Origin of the sequence: Burkholderia sp. BCC1208, from assembly GCF_902833095.1 — a bacterium.
Taxonomy (GTDB): domain Bacteria; phylum Pseudomonadota; class Gammaproteobacteria; order Burkholderiales; family Burkholderiaceae; genus Burkholderia.
The window spans coordinates 75,040-93,131 of the sequence record NZ_CADFDY010000014.1 but is presented as its reverse complement, the minus strand read 5'-3'; the positions used below and the strand labels follow the sequence as shown (position 1 = coordinate 93,131).

Annotated in this window: 17 protein-coding genes; all 17 read right to left on the bottom strand. The window is 64.2% G+C overall.

The genetic code is table 11. The features are described from left to right. Positions 1–30: 30 nt before the first annotated feature. The 17 genes from atpG to HWX09_RS30820 all read right to left on the bottom strand — a co-directional run bounded on the left by atpG (position 31) and on the right by HWX09_RS30820 (position 17,794). On the bottom strand, positions 31–906 hold the full coding sequence (gene atpG, locus HWX09_RS30900; RefSeq protein WP_027783166.1) for a F0F1 ATP synthase subunit gamma: 876 nt from the start codon (positions 904–906) through the stop codon (positions 31–33). A 71-nt stretch (positions 907–977) separates the two neighbouring features. After that, positions 978–2,519 (bottom strand): F0F1 ATP synthase subunit alpha, encoded by a 1,542-nt coding sequence (gene atpA, locus HWX09_RS30895; protein ID WP_027783165.1) that lies wholly within the window; start codon positions 2,517–2,519, stop codon positions 978–980. Positions 2,520–2,563: 44 nt separating this feature from the next. Beyond that, complete coding sequence (locus HWX09_RS30890) at positions 2,564–3,103, bottom strand: F0F1 ATP synthase subunit delta (RefSeq protein ID WP_027783164.1); 540 nt, start codon at positions 3,101–3,103, stop codon at positions 2,564–2,566. A gap of 2 nt (positions 3,104–3,105) precedes the next feature. Continuing rightward, positions 3,106–3,576: a F0F1 ATP synthase subunit B gene (locus HWX09_RS30885; protein WP_027783163.1), complete on the bottom strand. Its 471-nt coding sequence runs from the start codon at positions 3,574–3,576 to the stop codon at positions 3,106–3,108. A gap of 127 nt (positions 3,577–3,703) precedes the next feature. After that, positions 3,704–3,973 carry a F0F1 ATP synthase subunit C gene (gene atpE, locus HWX09_RS30880; RefSeq protein ID WP_025990054.1) on the bottom strand — a complete coding sequence of 90 codons (270 nt, stop codon included), beginning with the start codon at positions 3,971–3,973 and terminating at the stop codon, positions 3,704–3,706. Positions 3,974–4,048: 75 nt separating this feature from the next. Further along, a complete protein-coding gene (atpB, locus tag HWX09_RS30875) occupies positions 4,049–4,900 on the bottom strand; it encodes a F0F1 ATP synthase subunit A (protein ID WP_027783162.1) in 852 nt (283 codons plus the stop codon). A gap of 111 nt (positions 4,901–5,011) precedes the next feature. Continuing rightward, positions 5,012–5,539 carry an ATP synthase subunit I gene (locus HWX09_RS30870; protein WP_027783161.1) on the bottom strand — a complete coding sequence of 176 codons (528 nt, stop codon included), beginning with the start codon at positions 5,537–5,539 and terminating at the stop codon, positions 5,012–5,014. 562 nt (positions 5,540–6,101) lie between these two features. Further along, positions 6,102–7,232 (bottom strand): SLC13 family permease, encoded by a 1,131-nt coding sequence (locus tag HWX09_RS30865; RefSeq protein ID WP_027783160.1) that lies wholly within the window; start codon positions 7,230–7,232, stop codon positions 6,102–6,104. Between the two features lie 10 nt (positions 7,233–7,242). After that, the gene (locus tag HWX09_RS30860; protein WP_027783159.1) at positions 7,243–8,136 is read right to left on the bottom strand and encodes a ParB/RepB/Spo0J family partition protein; all 894 of its coding nucleotides are present in this window, start codon (positions 8,134–8,136) and stop codon (positions 7,243–7,245) included. A 31-nt stretch (positions 8,137–8,167) separates the two neighbouring features. Beyond that, entirely contained in the window at positions 8,168–8,947 is a 780-nt protein-coding gene (locus tag HWX09_RS30855) for an AAA family ATPase (protein WP_027783158.1), read from the bottom strand. 51 nt (positions 8,948–8,998) lie between these two features. Beyond that, on the bottom strand, positions 8,999–9,685 hold the full coding sequence (rsmG, locus tag HWX09_RS30850) for a 16S rRNA (guanine(527)-N(7))-methyltransferase RsmG (RefSeq protein WP_027783157.1): 687 nt from the start codon (positions 9,683–9,685) through the stop codon (positions 8,999–9,001). Continuing rightward, positions 9,682–11,652, bottom strand: a complete 1,971-nt coding sequence (gene mnmG, locus HWX09_RS30845) for a tRNA uridine-5-carboxymethylaminomethyl(34) synthesis enzyme MnmG (RefSeq protein ID WP_027783156.1) — start codon at positions 11,650–11,652, stop codon at positions 9,682–9,684. The genes rsmG and mnmG overlap by 4 nt, the downstream gene beginning before the upstream one ends. Before the next feature lie 537 nt (positions 11,653–12,189). Continuing rightward, positions 12,190–12,945: an ABC transporter ATP-binding protein gene (locus HWX09_RS30840; RefSeq protein WP_027783155.1), complete on the bottom strand. Its 756-nt coding sequence runs from the start codon at positions 12,943–12,945 to the stop codon at positions 12,190–12,192. Continuing rightward, positions 12,945–14,729 carry a branched-chain amino acid ABC transporter ATP-binding protein/permease gene (locus tag HWX09_RS30835; protein WP_051421375.1) on the bottom strand — a complete coding sequence of 595 codons (1,785 nt, stop codon included), beginning with the start codon at positions 14,727–14,729 and terminating at the stop codon, positions 12,945–12,947. The genes HWX09_RS30840 and HWX09_RS30835 overlap by 1 nt, the downstream gene beginning before the upstream one ends. A gap of 4 nt (positions 14,730–14,733) precedes the next feature. Next, positions 14,734–15,783, bottom strand: coding sequence for a branched-chain amino acid ABC transporter permease (locus HWX09_RS30830; protein ID WP_027783153.1), 1,050 nt, complete (start codon positions 15,781–15,783; stop codon positions 14,734–14,736). Between the two features lie 205 nt (positions 15,784–15,988). Next, positions 15,989–17,146, bottom strand: coding sequence for an ABC transporter substrate-binding protein (locus HWX09_RS30825; RefSeq protein ID WP_027783152.1), 1,158 nt, complete (start codon positions 17,144–17,146; stop codon positions 15,989–15,991). Between the two features lie 78 nt (positions 17,147–17,224). Beyond that, a complete protein-coding gene (locus tag HWX09_RS30820) occupies positions 17,225–17,794 on the bottom strand; it encodes a hypothetical protein (protein WP_152777878.1) in 570 nt (189 codons plus the stop codon). Positions 17,795–18,092 lie beyond the last annotated feature (298 nt).

Genomic DNA, 18,092 nt, shown 5'->3' with positions numbered 1-18,092 from the left:
GTTTCCCGAGCGTCAAATTCCCGCGCGCGCTTAAACAGCAGCAGCGCCGCCGACGATCTCCGACAGTTCTTTCGTGATCGCGGCCTGACGGCTCTTGTTGTAAACCAATTGCAGCTCGCTGATCACCGTCTTCGCGTTGTCCGAAGCAGCCTTCATCGCGACCATTCGCGCCGATTGTTCCGACGCCATGTTTTCCGCCACGGCCTGGTACACCAGCGCCTCGACGTAACGCACGAGCAGTTCGTCGACCACCGCGGGCGCATCCGGTTCGTAGATGTAGTCCCACGCCGTGGACGGCGTGTCGCTGTCGCCCTCGAGACGATCCGACGACAGCGGCAACAGCTGTTCGATCACCGCTTCCTGCTTCATCGTGTTGATGAAGCGCGTGTACCCGATATAGACAGCCGACAGCTTGCCTTCCGAGTACTGATCGAGTTGCGTCTTCACTGCGCCGATCAGCTTGTCGAGATGCGGCGTATCGCCGAGATGCACGACCTGCGAGATCACCTTCGCGCCGAAACGATTCAGGAACCCGAGGCCCTTGCCGCCGATCGCGGTGGCTTCGACCTTCTGGCCCTTCTCTTCCAGCTCCTTGAACTTCTGCAGCGTGGCGCGCAGCACGTTCGTGTTCAAGCCGCCGCACAGACCCTTGTCGGTCGTGACGAGGATGATGCCGGCCGTGTTCGCGCCGTCGTTCGCCACCATGAACGGGTGGCGGTACTCCGGGTTCGCGCGGCCCATGTGCGCGGCGATGGCGCGGACCTTCTCCGCATACGGGCGGGCAGCGCGCATGCGTTCCTGCGCGCGGCGCATCTTCGATGCGGCCACCATCTCCATCGCCTTCGTGATCTTGCGCGTGTTTTGCACGCTCTTGATCTTCCCGCGAATTTCCTTCATTCCAGCCATAGCTTGCTCCTTGACCGAAGCGGCGCGGGCGCGTTATGCGGCCCGCGCCGCTTCAAGGTGTCCCTCGCGGATCAATAGGCACCGGACTTCTTGAAGGCGTCGAGCGCGGCGCGCAGCGCGCCTTCGTCGTCCTTCGACAAGTCCTTGTTGTCTTCGATGCGCTTGATGAGGTCAGCGTGGCTCGTCTTCAGGAATTCGCGCATGCCCTTCTCGAACGGCAGCACGTCCTTGACGTCGATGTCGTCGAGGTAGCCATTGTTCGCAGCGAACAGCGACACGGCCAGCTCCCACACCTGCAGCGGCTGATACTGCGGCTGCTTCAGCAGTTCCGTCACGCGGCGGCCGCGCTCGAGCTGCTTGCGGGTCGCTTCGTCGAGGTCAGACGCGAACTGTGCGAACGCGGCGAGCTCACGGTACTGCGCGAGGTCGGTACGGATACCGCCCGACAGCTTCTTGACGACCTTCGTCTGCGCAGCGCCACCGACACGCGACACCGACACGCCGGCGTTGATTGCCGGGCGGATGCCTGCGTTGAACAGGTCGGTTTCCAGGAAGATCTGGCCGTCGGTAATCGAGATCACGTTCGTCGGAACGAACGCCGTCACGTCGCCTGCCTGCGTTTCGATGACCGGCAGTGCCGTCAGCGAACCGCTCTTGCCCTTCACTTCGCCGTTCGTGAACTTCTCGACGTAGTCTTCCGACACGCGAGCCGCACGCTCGAGCAGACGCGAGTGCAGATAGAACACGTCGCCCGGGTACGCTTCACGGCCCGGCGGGCGGCGCAGCAGCAGCGAGATCTGGCGATATGCCCATGCCTGCTTGGTCAAGTCGTCATAAATGATCAGCGCGTCCTGGCCGCGATCGCGGAAGTATTCGCCCATCGTGCAGCCCGCATACGGTGCGAGGTACTGCATCGCGGCCGAATCCGACGCCGAAGCGGCGACCACGATGGTGTACTCCATCGCGCCCGTTTCTTCGAGCTTGCGCACCACGTTCATGATCGACGAAGCCTTCTGGCCGATCGCGACGTAGATACAGATGAGGTCCTTGCCCTTCTGGTTGATGATCGCGTCGATCGCCACCGCGGTCTTGCCGCACTGACGGTCGCCGATGATCAGCTCACGCTGGCCACGGCCGATCGGCACCATCGCGTCGATCGACTTGAGGCCCGTCTGCACCGGCTGCGACACCGACTTGCGCCAGATCACGCCCGGCGCGATCTTTTCGATTGCGTCGGTCAGCTTCGCGTTGACGGGACCCTTGCCGTCGATCGGGTTGCCGAGCGCATCGACCACGCGGCCGATGAGTTCCGGGCCGACCGGGACTTCGAGAATGCGGCCCGTCGTCTTGACGATGTCGCCTTCCGAGATGTGTTCGTATTCGCCGAGAATCACCGCGCCGACCGAGTCGCGCTCGAGGTTCAGCGCGAGGCCGAACGTGTTGCCCGGAAACTCGAGCATTTCGCCCTGCATCACGTCCGACAGGCCGTGGATACGCACGATACCGTCGGTCACGGAGATCACGGTGCCCTGGTTGCGAACGTCCGCGTTCGCTTCAAGGCCCTGGATCCGGCTCTTGATCAGCTCGCTGATCTCAGAGGGATTGAGTTGCATTATTCGCTCCTGATAGTCAATTCTGTTGCGTGCCGGCGTGGCGCTCAGGCGGCCAGAGCGGCCTGCATCGAAGCAAGGCGCGCGCGAACCGAGGTGTCGAGCACTTCGTCGCCGACCGTCACGCGCACGCCGCCGATCAGCGACGAATCGACTTGGACCGTCGGCTTCAGCTTGCGCTTGAACTTGCGCTCGAGGCCGGAGACGAGCCCTTCGAGCTCGGTACCGTTCAGCGGATACGCGCTGACGATGGTGGCATCGGCGGCGCCTTCACGCGCATTTTTCAACTCGTCGAACTGCGTGGCGATTTCCGGCAGCAGCGCGATACGATGATTGTCGACCAGCATCTGCACGAAGTTCTTCGCCTCGGCGCTTGCCGCGAGCGGCGACTTCTGCGTGGCGAGCAACAGCTCCACCACTTGCGCACGGGTCACCTTCGGGCTCGACGCGACGGACAACACATCGGGCAGACGCGCAACCTGGGCCAGCTCTTGCACGAGCGAGGACCAGGCGGCGATGTCACCCGCCTCGGCCACGCGGAACAGCGCTTCAGCGTAAGGGCGGGCGATGGTTGCAAGTTCGGCCATGATCAGAGCTCGGCTTTCAGTTGATTCAGCAGTTGGGCGTGGGCCGTTTGATCGACTTCGCGCATCAGGATCTGCTCGGCGCCCTTGACGGCCAGGCTGGCGACTTCGCCGCGCAGCGTTTCACGCGCCTTCACGATTTGCTGGTCGGCGTCCGCCTTCGCTTGCGCGATGATGCGGGCGGCTTCGGCGTGTGCCTGGGCCTTGATTTCGTCGGCAACGGCCTGCGCGCGCTTTTCAGCGTCGGCAATGCGTTGTTGACCGTCGTTGCGGGCCTGCACGAGTTCCTGTTCGACGCGCTTGTGCGCCGCCACGAGTTCCGCCTGCCCCTTTTCCGCAGCCGAGAGGCCGTCGGCAATTTTCTTCGAGCGCTCGTCGAGGGCGTTGATCAACGGCGGCCACACGAACTTCATCGTGAACCACGCGAGGATCAGGAACACGACCATTTGCGCAAACAGGGTTGCGTTGAGATTCACGGTGTTTCCTTATCTGCTATTCCGGAAATTGAAACGAGGAGGAGCGCGTCGAAACTGAATTCGATTGGCGCTCGTCATCCGTTCCACCCTGCGCCGGCGATGCCTGGCGCAATGCTTCCGAGGAACCTTAGCCTGCGAGCTTCGACAGGAGCGGGTTCGCGAATGCAAACAGCATTGCCACGCCGACGCCAATCAGGAACGCCGCATCGATCAGGCCAGCCAGCAGGAACATCTTCGTTTGCAGCGGGTTGATCAGCTCGGGCTGACGTGCGCATGCTTCGATGTACTTGCCACCCATCAGGCCGATACCGATACAGGCGCCGATAGCACCCAGGCCGATGATGATGCCGATACCGATAGCGGTCAGACCCTGGATGTTGGCGATGAAAGCTTGCATGATCACTCCTTTGTGAAAAGACTTGGAACTGGAATTAAAAAAACTAAAAACAAACCTGCTTGATTGCCCCGCCGCTCAGTGCGACTCGTGTGCCTGACCGAGATACACCAGCGTGAGCATCATGAAAATGAACGCCTGCAGCAAAACGATCAGGATGTGGAAGATCGCCCAGATGCTGCCCGCGAGGATGTGGCCGATGAAGCCGAGCACCGACGCGTCCGCGCCGAAGCCCCACATGCTGCCCAGCAACGCGATCAGCAGGAACAGCAGTTCGCCCGCGTACATGTTGCCGAACAGCCGCATGCCGAGCGACACGGTCTTGGCGACGTATTCGACGATGTTCAGGCCGAGGTTCGGGATCCACAGCAGCGGATGCGCACCGAACGGAGCCGACACGAGCTCATGCACGAAGCCGCCCGCGCCCTTGATCTTGATGCTGTAGTAGATCATCAGCACGAACACGCCGAGCGCGATGCCGAGCGTACCGTTGAGGTCGGCCGTCGGGACGATGCGATGGTGCGAAATCACGTCCGACAGACCGAGCGCGCCGATGATGCGGCCCGGCAGGTCGACGGGGAGGAAGTCGAGGGAGTTCATCAGCGCGACCCAGATGAACACGGTCAGCGCGAGCGGCGCGATGAAGGTACGATTGCCGTGCACGACGGCCTTCGACTGGTCTTCCACCATCTCGACGATCATCTCGATCGCGCACTGGAAGCGACCCGGCACGCCCGGCGTTGCCTTGCGGGCAGCCATGTACAGGATCAGAATCGTAGCGAGACCGCAGACGATCGACCAGAACAGCGTGTCGAGATTCCAGACGTGGATATCGAAAATCGACGTCTGATGCGCGGTGGAGAAATTCTGCAAGTGGTGCGCAATGTACTCGGACGGATCCAGAGCACGCGAGCCTTCGCTGGTTGCCATATCGTTAGTGCCACCCAAATTGTCGAAAATCGGTCGTCCGCTTCGCCGCAACACTCTATTGCGGGAACGCGCCTGCGCAGGTTCCGGTCAAACCGCGCAAGACTTCAAAGCCTATCGCCAGGCCAGCGCTATCCAGTACGTTTTCAGCACGAGCAGGTACGTAATCAGCAGGGGCACCCAGTGCACACCGGGATACCACACGGCGATCGCCACGAACATCGCGATCGTCGCACCCATCTTGACTACTTCACCGACCACCCAGCCCATCACGGTGTCGGCACCGCCTCGCCTCAAACGCGCCGCGAACAATGCGCTCGGCAGCCAGCCAATCGCTCCGCCCATGAATGCCGATTGCGCAGCGGCGCCCGGCGGCTTCGAGGAAAACAGCCACCACGCCAGCGTTGCAACCAGGGACAAGACCACTTGCGCGATCACCACCCGGTAAGGCGTGACCCGTGAGGGTCGGCTCACGTCCGGGCCGAACAGCGTCTCCGCTTCTGCCCGCGTAAGCGGAACGATTGTATTGTCTTGCTGCTCGGCATCCCATTCGTCGTCGGCGGCATGCCGCCCGTCGACCACCGGTTGAGTGCGGCGCGCGCTGTGCTTGTCGTGACCTTCGATCGGCTCCTGACTCGCCATCGCAACCTTCCGCAAATTCCCAATCCGCCCCAAACTTTCCGAAAGCTTTCGGGGGTGCCTAGCTAACAAATCCGGGCGATTGTAAGCGATAGTTGCAAGTGATTCAAGGCTTTAGACGTGATAAAAACCGGCGTAAAACGACACGTCATCATGTGGAAAAACACGCGATTCGATGACGTACGATGACAGTTGTAAGGTCAGATTGGGCACCGGTAGTTCTTGCTCGAACAAATCCGGCGACGGGCAGCATGGCGGGAAGCGATGCCCGATGGGGACCAGGAGGAAGCGGCGCGACCGCCGCCGCGAATTCGCTGCAGTGCAGCCGTCGGGAACGGCCCGGCGCGACGCGGCGGAACAAGCGGAACACCGCGCCCGGACCACCGCGCGCGACCCGCGAGATTCGACCGGAGGTTCGCGCATCGATTCGTCCAGTCAGTTGTCGCGCCGCCACAGATGTTCGACTGTGGGTTGCGGCACTTATCAACAGCCCTGATCGCCGCGAACGCCGTGCGCCCCGCTCGTCACCCGAACGGCACACCTGTGCCGCACGCACCGGCCTCGCTCAACCGTGCATGAGCAGCCACGCGCCGAGCACCGCGCTCACCAGCGCGAACGGAATCGACACGAGGTGGAACGGCAGCCACATGCGCGGCTCCTTCGCGAGACGCACCGCGATCAGGTTCGCGAGCGAACCGATCGCAAAACCGAAGCCGCCGACCGATACGCCGAATGCAAGCGCGCGCCAGTCGTGCGTGAACTCCGACAGCAGGATCGCAGCCGGCACGTTGCTGATCGCCTGCGACAGCACGGCGCCGGCGGCATAGACACGCAGCGGCGAATCGAGTTGCGCGTGCGCGATCGCGTCGTGCACGACGGGCAGCGCAGCCGCACTGCGCAACACGACGAACATCAGCACGAAGATCAGCAGCAGCAGCCAGTCGATCTTCAGGACTGCGTCGCGTTTGACGGCGAGCAGCACGATCGCGACACCGACGAGGCCCGGCAGCGGATGGTGCGCATCCGCGAGCAGCACGAACGCGGCGAACAGCACCGCCGCGATCAGCGCATGCAACCGTTGTACGGGAAAGGCGGCAGCGTCGCCGGACAGGTCGAGCGGTTTCGCGCGAAACATCAGCGCAGTCAGCACGAGCAGCAGCGCCATCAGCGCGAGGGCGAGCGGCCCGAGCGTGACCACGAAGCGGCCGAACGACACGCCGCTCAATTGCCACAGGAAAAGATTCTGCGGATTGCCGAGCGGCGTCGCGACGGACCCCGCATTGACGGCCAGCGCAACGACGATCACGAGCCGCCGGAACGGCAGCGGTGTCAGCGCGCGTAGCGACACCATCAACGGCACGACCACGAACAGCGCGACGTCGTTGGTGAGCCACATCGACAACACCGCGGCGAAGCCGACGAGCAGCAACGCGAGCCCGCGTTCGGAATGCACGTGATGCACGATGCGATGCGCGAGCCACATCAGGCAGCCGGACAGCTCGAGCGCCTTGGTCAGCATCAGCAGGCCCGCGAGCGTCGCGACCGTCTGCCAGTCGACGCGATCGGCGAGTACCGAAAATGGTTGCGGGCGCACCCATTGCAGCACGATCAGGCCAAGCGCGAGCACCGACAGCACCGGTTCCTGCGCAAGCCAGCCGAGCCACCGGCGCGGCGCCGGTGTGCCCATCTGTTCCATGGGTTGCCCGTTACTCTTCGGTCGCGACGTTGCCGCGCAGTCGCGCGAGAATGCCCTCGAGCGCGTCGAGATTGCCGAAGTCGATCAGCACCTGCCCTCGCCCGCGACGGCCGAGCTTGATCTTCACCGTCGACGCGAGCAGGTCGGACAACTCCTCTTCAAGGCGACGCGTATCGCGGCCGCCATCGTCCTTCGCACGCGCCTTCACGGCCGGCGCTTCCCTGGTCGTGTGCGCGACGAGCTTCTCGGTCTCGCGCACCGACATGCGCTTGTTGACCACCTGATGCGCGAGCGTGATCTGCGTGGCCGCATCGACGGCGAGCAGCGCGCGCGCGTGCCCCATGTCGAGATCGCCGGCCAGCAGCATCGTCTGCACCGGTGACGCGAGGTTCAGCAGGCGCAGCAGGTTCGACACCGCGCTGCGCGAACGGCCGACCGATTCGGCGGCCTGTTCGTGCGTGAAACCGAACTCGTCGAGCAGGCGCTGGATACCGTGCGCCTCTTCAAGCGGGTTCAGGTCCTCGCGCTGGATGTTCTCGATCAGCGCCATCGCGGCGGCAGCCTGATCGGATACGTCCTTCACGAGCACCGGCACTTCATCGAGGCCGGCCAGACGCGCGGCACGGAAACGCCGTTCGCCCGCGATGATCTCGTATTTGTCTGATGAAATGGGCCGTACCAGGATCGGCTGCATCACGCCCTGCGCGCGAATGCTTGCCGCGAGCTCCTGCAGGCTGCCCTCGTCCATCCGCGTGCGCGGCTGGTACTTGCCGGCTTGCAGCTTGCCGAGCGCGAGCGTGTTCGGTGCGCCTTCGATCTTCACCGCTTCGGTGATATCGGCACTGCCGCCGAGCAGCGCTTCGAGGCCACGTCCCAAGCCCTTCTTCTTTGGTACCGCGTTCATGTCTTTCTTCCTCGCTTCGCTCATGTCCGGATCACGACACCTCGAACGCGCGCACGCGCTCGATCATCTCGGCACCGAACTGGATATACGCCTGCGCACCGCGCGAATTGCGGTCGAACACGACGCCCGGCAACCCGTAACTCGGCGCTTCCGCCAGGCGCACGTTGCGCGGAATCACCGCGTCGAACACCTTGTCGCCGAAGTGCGCTTTCAGTTGATCGGAGACTTGCTGCTGCAGCGTGATGCGCGGATCGAACATCACGCGCAGCAAGCCGATGATCTTCAGGTCGCGGTTCATGTTCGCGTGAACCTGCTTGATCGTGTTGACGAGATCCGACAGCCCTTCCAGTGCGAAGTACTCGCACTGCATCGGGATCACGACGCCATGCGCCGCGCACAGCCCGTTCAGCGTCAGCAGCGACAGCGTCGGCGGGCAATCGATCAGCACGAAATCGTAGTCGTCGGCCACGCGCTCGAGCGCGGCCTTCAGGCGGCGCTCGCGGTTGTCGATACCGATCAGTTCGATCTCGGCGCCGGACAGCTCGCGGTTCGCGGGAAGCACGTCGTAAGTCACGCCTTCCGGACGCACACGTGCGTCCGTCACCGACACGCCGTCGATCAGCACTTCATACACGGTCGCTTCGCACGCGGCCTTGTCGATCCCGCTGCCCATCGTCGCGTTGCCCTGCGGGTCGAGATCGATCAACAGGACTCGTTGCTCCTGCGCTGCAAGGCTTGCGGCGAGATTGACCGATGTCGTCGTCTTGCCGACGCCCCCCTTCTGGTTCGCAACGCAGAAGATCTTTGCCATCGTTGGTGTGTTCCCTTTACCTTCAAACAAACGGCGCGCTACTGCGCGCCTTCAATTCGCGTCGTCGACGGCCACTTCGAACAGATGCCGCTCTGCATCGAGCATCGGCACCGCCAGCCGGATCGTCTGCTTCACGCGGCTGCCTTCCGGCAACCGCGCAATCTCGTCATACGGGTGAACGCCCTTCATCGCCCAGATCGACCCGCCCGGTGCAACCAGATGTCGAGCAAGTTTAACGAAGTCGGACAGGTCAGCGAAAGCGCGGGATACGATCATGTCGAATTTTTCCGGCACTTCGACACCCGGCTGCAGCGATTCGACCCGCCCGGTGACGACTGACAGGTTCGCGAGCTTCAGCTCCGCGCGCATCTGCGTCTGGAAGGCAGACTTCTTCTGCACGATATCGTTCAGCGTGACCTGCCAACCCGGCTCGACGATCGCCAGCACGATACCGGGCAGCCCGCCGCCCGAGCCGACGTCGAGCACGCGCGCCGACGTACGGCCGCGCAGATGCGGGACGATGGAAAGCGAATCGAGGATGTGCTGGATCAGCATCTGCTTCGGGTCGCGGATCGCGGTCAGGTTGTAGACCGCGTTCCACTTGCCGAGCAGCGCAACATAGTCGAGCAGTTGGTTGCGTTGTGTATCCGTCAGCGTGAGGTCGAGTGCCGCCGTACCTTCGACGAGCATCTGTTCCAGTACGTCCCGATTAACCGCCGGCGCGCGACGCACCGTCATTGTTGCGTCGGGACGCTGCCGTCCCCCTGCTCCGCGGCCTCTGCGGCCGTGCCGTTACGGCGGCCCAGGCCGCGACGCTTCAGATGCACCATGAGCAGCGAGATGGCCGCCGGCGTGACGCCCGAGATGCGCGATGCCTGCCCGATCGTTTCCGGCCGGAACTCGTTGAGCTTCTGGCTCACCTCGAATGACAGCCCGCGGACTTCGCGGTAATCGATACCGTCCGGCAGGCGCGTGTTCTCGTTCGCGTCGTTGCGCTCGATCTCGGATGCCTGACGTTCGATATAGCCCTGATACTTGATGCCGATCTCGACCTGCTCCTTGATCTGCTCCAGCAGCACCGGATCGTCCGTCAGCGGCTCCGCAGGGCCGCACTCGCCGCCCTTCAGCCCGCACACGCCGTCGTAGCCCACACCCGGGCGGCGCAGCAGCTCGGCGAGGCTGTATTCGTGATCGATCGCCTTCCCCAGCAGCGCTGTCGCCTCTTCCGCCGGCAGCGTCTTCGGCGTAACCCACGTCGACTTCAGGCGTTCGGTTTCACGTGAAACAGCGTCGCGCTTCCGGCTGAAGGCGTCCCAGCGCGCGTCGTCGACCAACCCAAGCTCGCGGCCGACCTCGGTCAGGCGCATGTCGGCGTTGTCTTCGCGCAGGCTCAGGCGGTACTCGGCCCGGCTCGTGAACATCCGGTACGGTTCGGCCACGCCGCGCGTGACGAGATCGTCGACCAGCACGCCCAGATACGCCTGGTCGCGACGCGGGCACCATGCATCCTTCTCTTGCACGTAGCGGCCCGCATTGAGGCCGGCCAACAAACCCTGCGCAGCCGCTTCCTCGTAGCCGGTCGTGCCGTTGATCTGGCCCGCAAAGAACAGCCCGTTGATTGCCTTCGTCTCGAGCGACGCCTTCAGCGCGCGCGGGTCGAAATAGTCGTATTCGATCGCGTAGCCGGGGCGCAGGATATGCGCGTTCTCGAGGCCGCGCATCGAATGCACGAGCTCGAGCTGGACATCGAACGGCAGGCTCGTCGAGATCCCGTTCGGATAGAACTCGTTGGTCGTCAGCCCTTCCGGCTCGAGGAAGATCTGGTGCGATTCCTTCGACGCGAACCGGTGGATCTTGTCCTCGATCGACGGGCAATAGCGCGGCCCCACCCCTTCGATCACGCCTGTATACATGGGCGAACGATCGAGACCGCCGCGAATGATGTCGTGCGTGCGCTCGTTCGTGTGCGTGACCCAGCACGGCAGCTGCTGCGGATGCTGCTCCGCGCGGCCCAGGAACGAGAACACGGGGATCGGATCGAAGTCGCCCGGCTGCTCGTCGAGCTTCGAGAAGTCGATCGTGCGGCCATCGATACGCGGCGGCGTACCGGTCTTCAGCCGGCCCTGCGGCAGCTTCAGCTCCTTCAGGCGCGACGACAGCGACACGGCCGCCGGATCGCCTGCGCGACCGCCCGTGTAATTGTTCAGGCCCACGTGGATCTTGCCATCGAGGAACGTACCGGCCGTCAGCACCACCGCGCGAGCGCGGAAGCGGATGCCGATCTGCGTGACGGCGCCCACCACGCGGTCGCCTTCGACCATCAGATCGTCGACGGCCTGCTGGAACAGCCACAAGTTGTGCTGATTTTCGAGCCGGTGGCGGATCGCGGCCTTGTACAGGATCCGATCGGCCTGCGCACGCGTCGCGCGCACGGCCGGACCCTTCGACGAATTGAGGATCCGGAACTGAATACCGCTTTCGTCCGTCGCGGCCGCCATTGCGCCGCCCAGCGCGTCGACTTCCTTGACCAGATGGCCCTTGCCAATGCCGCCGATCGACGGATTGCAGCTCATCTGCCCAAGCGTTTCGATGTTGTGGGTCAGCAGCAGTGTCTTTGCGCCCATACGGGCGGACGCCAGCGCGGCTTCCGTGCCGGCATGACCGCCGCCGACGACGATGACGTCAAATTCTGTGGGAAAAAGCATGGTGGATTCCGTACGCGGAGCTGCGCACGAACCTATCTGAGAAATGTATGGGCCGAATTATAGCGGGTTCGCTTTTCACCCGAAGGCCGTCCGAATGGTAGGGTCTGTGCATTTCGGCGATTTTTTAGCTGTGGAGACGGGAATTTGCCGTATCGGGCAGCTTCGGCGGTACCTGCGAGCACGTCTACGCACATCGTCGCACCTGTGCAAAATCTGGTTGATCGTCACGCCAGCATGTGTGGAATCCCTGATCTGACCGATGTCTGTGCCCAACCGGCACTCCAGACACCACAACTCTGTGCCCTAACTCCACACAGCATTTCTGGCCGGAGTCCCGCGACTTGTCCACCGAAGTGCGACGCATCGCCGACGGTGGAACAAGCCTGCGCGGCACCGCACAGTACCTCCGACTATTCCGGAGCGACTTATCCCCCACCCCCAAACGCCGATGCATCGAGCCCCCGCGCGACCTCGCAAACAAAAACGGCGTGTTTCACGTGAAACACGCCGCCCGTTTCCTACCCACCGCACCACCAATCAAGCCGTCTTCTTCGCCAATCCAAGATAGGTCTCGATTACACGCGGATTCTGCGCAAGCTCGGCCGCCGGCCCCTCCAGTACAAACTCGCCCGTCTCGAGCACATAGCCGTAGTCGGAGATCTGCAGCGCCGCCCGTGCATTCTGCTCGATCAGCAGCGTCGCAACGCCGGTACCGCGCAACGCGCTGATGATATGAAAGATCTCCTTCACGATCAGCGGCGCCAGCCCGAGGCTCGGCTCGTCGAGCATCAGCAGGTCGGGCTTGCCCATCAGCGCACGACCGACCGCCAGCATTTGCCGCTCGCCGCCCGACAGCGTGCCGGCCGCCTGCCTACGGCGCTCCTTCAGTCGCGGAAACAGCGCGAACACGTGATCGAGTTGATCGAGGAAGTTCGTTTCCCCTGCCTGCTTGCGCCGATATGCGCCCAATATGAGGTTGTCCTCGACCGTCATCGTGCTGAACAGCTCGCGCTTTTCCGGTACAAGGCACATCCCGCGCGCGACGCGCTGCTCGACCGGCAACGCGCCGACATCGTTGCCGCGATACACGACCGCGCCCGACGCGTGCCCCGTTATTGGCAGCGCGCCCATGACCGCGTTCAGCAGCGTCGATTTACCGGCCCCGTTCGGGCCGATCACGCTGACGATCTGCCCCGCCCCGACCTTGATGGCAGCACCGTGCAGCGCCTCCACCTTCCCGTACCGCACCGCCAGCCCGCGTACCTCGAGAATCGGCATCGTCGTGTCCGTCATCACTCCACCCCGCCCAGATACGCTTCGAGCACGGCCGGATCCTGCTGCACATCCTGCGGCAGCCCTTCCGCGATCCGCGTACCGAACTCCATCACCACCAGCCGGTCGGTGAGGTTCATCACGAAATCCATGTCGTGTTCCACGAGCAACACGCTCATGCCTTCGGCCTTCAGCCGCCGCAGCAGGTCGGCGAGTTGCTGCTTCTCCTGGTAACGCAGGCCGGCGGCCGGCTCGTCGAGCAGCAGCAGCGTCGGATCGCAGCACAACGCCCGTGCGATTTCGAGAATCCGCTGCTGGCCGAGCGCGAGGCTGCCCGCTTCGTCGTACATGTGCTTCTCGAGCCCGACGCGGCGGATCTGGCGCGCGGCTTCGGCCAGCAACTGCGCTTCCTCGTGCGCATTGAGCCGCGCGATGCTGCGCCACACGCCCGTATGACCGCGCAGATGCGCGCCAATCGCGACGTTCTCGAGCACCGTCATCGCCGGCAACAGCTTCACGTGCTGGAACGTGCGACCGATGCCGCGGCGGACGATCTGACGCGACGTCAGCCCGTCGATGCGCTCGCCGCGAAACGTGATCGCACCGCCGGTCGGCTTCAGCACGCCGGTCACGAGGTTGAACGTGGTCGACTTGCCCGCGCCGTTCGGGCCGATCAGCCCGACGATCTGCCCCGCTTTCACGTCGAAGCTGACGTCGTTGACCGCCACGAGCCCGCCGAACTGCTTGCGCGCGGTGTCGACCACGAGCAGCGGCTCGCCGGCCACGGGCTTCGCGCGCTGCGGCAGCGGATCGGCCTGCTCCGGCACATGCGCGCGCGGCCCGCGCGGGAACAGTCTCGCGACGAACGGCCAGACGCCCTGGCGCGCGTACTGCAGCAGCAGCACCATCAGTACGCCGAACACGATGATCTCGAAGTTGCCCTCCGAACCGAGCAGCTTCGGCAGCAGCGTCTGCAGATAGTCCTGCAGCACGGTGAGAATCGCCGCGCCGAGCACCGCGCCCCATACGTGCGACACGCCGCCCACCACCGCCATGAACAGGAATTCGATCCCGTGGTTCAGGCCGAACGGGGTCGGGTTCACAGCACGTTGCAGGTGCGCGTACAGGAAGCCGGACACGGCAGCGAGCACGGCCGCATAGACGAAGATCACCACGCGCATCCACGCGGTGTTCACGCCCATCGCCTCGGCCATCACGCCGCCGCCGCGCAACGCGCGGATCGCGCGGCCGGGCCGGCTGTTGAGCAGGTTCTGCACCGACACGATCGCGGCCAGCACCACGGCCCAGATCAGGAAATACAGGCTGCGGCCGCTTTCGAGCTGGATGCCGAACAGGTTCAGCACCGGAATCCCGTTGATCCCGTCGTACTTGCCGAGCAGTTCGAGGTTGCCGAACAGATAGAACAGCGCGAGGCCCCACGCGATCGTGCCGAGCGGCAGAAAGTGCCCGGACAGCCGCATCGTCACGGCGCCGAGCATGAGCGCGACGAGCGCCGTCAGCACGACGCCGACGATCAGCGCGAGCCACGGCGACACGCCGTACCGCGTCGTCAGGAACGCGGTCGCATACGCGCCGATGCCGACGAACGCGGCCTGCCCGAAGCTCGTCATTCCGCCGACGCCCGTCAGCAGCACGAGCCCGATCGCGACGATCGCATACAGGCCGATGTAGTTCAGCAGCGTGATCCAGTACTCGGGCACCTGCAGCGCGCCGGGCAGCACCGGCAGCGCGAACAGCACCACGAGAAACAGCCAGAAGGTCTTGTTGCGTACCATCGTCTTCATCGCGTCACTCCTCTTCCGCATGCGGCGTCACGAAGCTCCGCCACAGCAGCACCGGAATGATCAGCGTGAACACGATCACCTCCTTGTATGCGCTCGCCCAGAACGACGAATACGATTCGAGCACGCCGACCAGCAGCGAGCCGGCGGCCGCGAGCGGGTAGCTGACGAGCCCGCCGATGATCGCGCCGACGAAGCCCTTCAGGCCGATCAGGAAACCCGAGTCGTAGTAGATCGTCGTCAGCGGGCCGACGAGGATCCCCGACAGCACGCCGAGCCCTGCCGCGAGCGTAAACGCGAGCCGTCCGGCTTCGGTCGTGCCGATGCCGACGAGCCGCGCACCGAGCCGATTCACCGACGTCGCGCGCAGCGCCTTGCCGGCGATCGTGCGGCCGAAGTACACGTAGAGCGCGCCGATCAGCACGAGCGCCGTGACGACGACCAGGATGCTCTGGGCCGATACCGTCATGCTGCCGATCGCGAACGACGCGTCCGAGAATCCGTTGGTGCGCGAGCCTTCCGCACCGAACATCACGAGGCCGAGGCCGACCATCGCGAAATGGACGGCGACCGACACGATCAGCAGCAGCAGCGTCGTGCCTTCGGCGATCGGCTGGTACACGAGCCGGTAGACGAACGGCCCCATCGGCACGACGATCGCGAGTGTCAGCGCGATCTGCGCGAGCATCGGCAACGGCTGCGCGGCAAAGCCGCGCGTGACCGCGAATACCGCGAGCGGCAGCAGCACGTAGCGGCTCGCCAGCGTCGCGAGCGTGCGGCCGAGCTGATGACGGCGTTCGCGATGGCGGATCAGGCCGCCGACTTCCAGCAGGAAGCACGCGATGCCCATCACGAACAGCAGCCAGCAGGTGGCGGGGAATTTCTGCGCCTGCAACGCGGCCAGCGTCAGCACACCGTAGGCGACGAATTCGCCCTGGGGAATGAAGATCACCCGCGTGACGGAAAACACCAGCACGAGCGCCAGCGACAACAATGCATAAATGGCGCCGGTCGTGATGCCGTCTTGCGCGAGGATCGCCGCAATCGAGAGATCCATACGTTTCGTGTATCGAGAGAGAGAATGCTGCGGAGAAACGAAAGGCGAAAACGCCCGGGGCGCGCGCGAAGCGATCGGCCCGTCGCGCGCCATGCGGCGGCCCCCGGTGGTTCCAGGCGGCACGGGTGCGGCCCGTGGGGCGCGCCACCCTGCCGACGGCACACGCGGCGCCGTTCGCGCCGCGCACGCCGGTTTCACGTGATGCTTACTCGGCCTGCAACTTCCACTTGCCGTCGACGATCTGCACCATCACGCGCGCACGCGTGTCGAAGCCGTTGTGATCGGTCGCCGTCGTGTTGATCACGCCGTGCGAGACGGGCAGATCCTTCACGCTTTCGAGCGACGCGCGCAGCGCTTCGCGGAACGCCTCGGTGCCCGGCTGGCCCTTCTTCAGCGCTTCCGGGATCGCCCTCTGCAGCAGCAGCCCCGCATCCCACGCATGGCCGCCGAACGTCGACAGCGAACCCGCGCCGTAGGCCTTCTCGTACGCGGCCTTGTAGCCGAGCGCCGGCTTCTTCACCGGATTCGAATCGGGCAATTGATCGGTCACGAGCACGGGGCCGGCCGGCAGGATCTCGCCTTCGCAATCCTTGCCGCACACGCGCAGGAAATCGTTGTTCGCGACGCCGTGCGTCTGGTACACCTTGCCCTTGTAGCCGCGCTCCTTCAGCGTCTTGGCCGGCAGCGCCGCCGGCGTGCCGGAGCCCGCGATCAGCACCGCATCGGGGTTCGAGCCCAGCAGCTTCAGCACCTGCCCCATCACCGACGAGTCGGTCCGGTTGTAGCGCTCGTTCGACACCAGCTTCAGCCCGTTCTTCGCGGCCGCCGCGTCGAACGTCTTGTACCAGCTGTCGCCGTACGCATCGGCGAAGCCGATGAAGCCGACCGTCTTCACGCCGTGCTTCGCCATGTAGCCGGCGATCGCGTCGGCCATCAGCTGATCGTTCTGCGGCACCTTGAACATCCACGCGCGCTTCGCGTCCATCGGCGCGATGATCTGCGCGCTCGCCGCAAGCGAGATCGTCGGCGTCTTGCCTTGCGACACGGGGTCGAGCATCGCGAGCGAGTTCGGCGTGACGGAGGAGCCGATGATCGCGTCGACGTGGTCCTCGTCGATCAGCTTGCGCACGTTCTGCACCGCGCGGCTCGTGTCGGAGGCGTCGTCGAGCACGATGTACTGCACGCTCTTGCCCGCGATTTCCTTCGGCAGCAGCGCGATCGTGTTCTTTTCCGGAATCCCGAGCGAGGCGGCCGGGCCGGTGGCCGACAGCGTCACGCCGATCTTGACCTGCGCCGACGCCGTGGCCGCCGCACACATGAGGCCCGCGGCAAGCAGGGCCTCCATCCATCGATTCATCTTCATTTACGTTGTCTCCAAACGCTGCTCGAAAAAACCACGGGTCGCTCGGGCGGCTCCCGGTCCCCAAAACAAGTTAATATCTTAATTATCCAGATCATCCGCGCCCATGCTCGTTTTCCCGTGAAACGCCGCACCCATGCGCCGCATGCCGGCCGAAACGGTCATTCGGCCATCACGATGCGCAGCAGCAATGTCGTCAGGATGAAGAAGGCGAATAAATGCGGGATCGCGCGGAAAATCGGTGCGTGCGCAACGATGGCGGAAACGCACGCCATTCCGGGCCGGTGCAGCCCAGTACGCGCACGATGAAACGTCGGAAAACCGGCCGCTCATGAGGAGGATGCAGATACGGATGCGAGCGCAACGATCCGCGCGGGCGTCTGGACGCGCATCCAGGCCGCGGAGCGGCTCGGGAATGCCGCGACGACCCATCGCGCATCCGATGACGAACGAACGGCGCTCGCCGCCTCTCCTGCCCCGATCCACCGCGCTGCGCTGCTCATCCAACCGTACTCCCTCTTCTGCATTGTGCTTGTAGGAGAACTGCCGACCGATTTTCCCGACCGCACGGTCGGCGAAAGCCGAGTGTAACGGACGCATTTCGTGCACGCCAACCGGGTAAGCCCGGAGCGCCTGTGCAGGATTGCGCATCGTCTGCGAACGGATCGCGGGAAAGGGAAAACGGGGGGACGCGCGAAGCGCGGAAAGACGCGGTGCGAACGCAAACGCGGGAGGCGGCCGTCACGCGGGCCGATGCACCATCGATGGAATCCGTGCACGCAAATGAAAAAGCGCTGTTGGATTCCGTCCAACAGCGCTTTGGGGTCCGGGCACTTTGTGCCTCGATTGTCTCCTCGTTCTCCACCTGCAAATTCGTTTCGCGGTGCATCAGAACTGAGGTGAATCTTAAAGAGGCTTAAGCACCACGACAACTTAGCATTTACCCCTA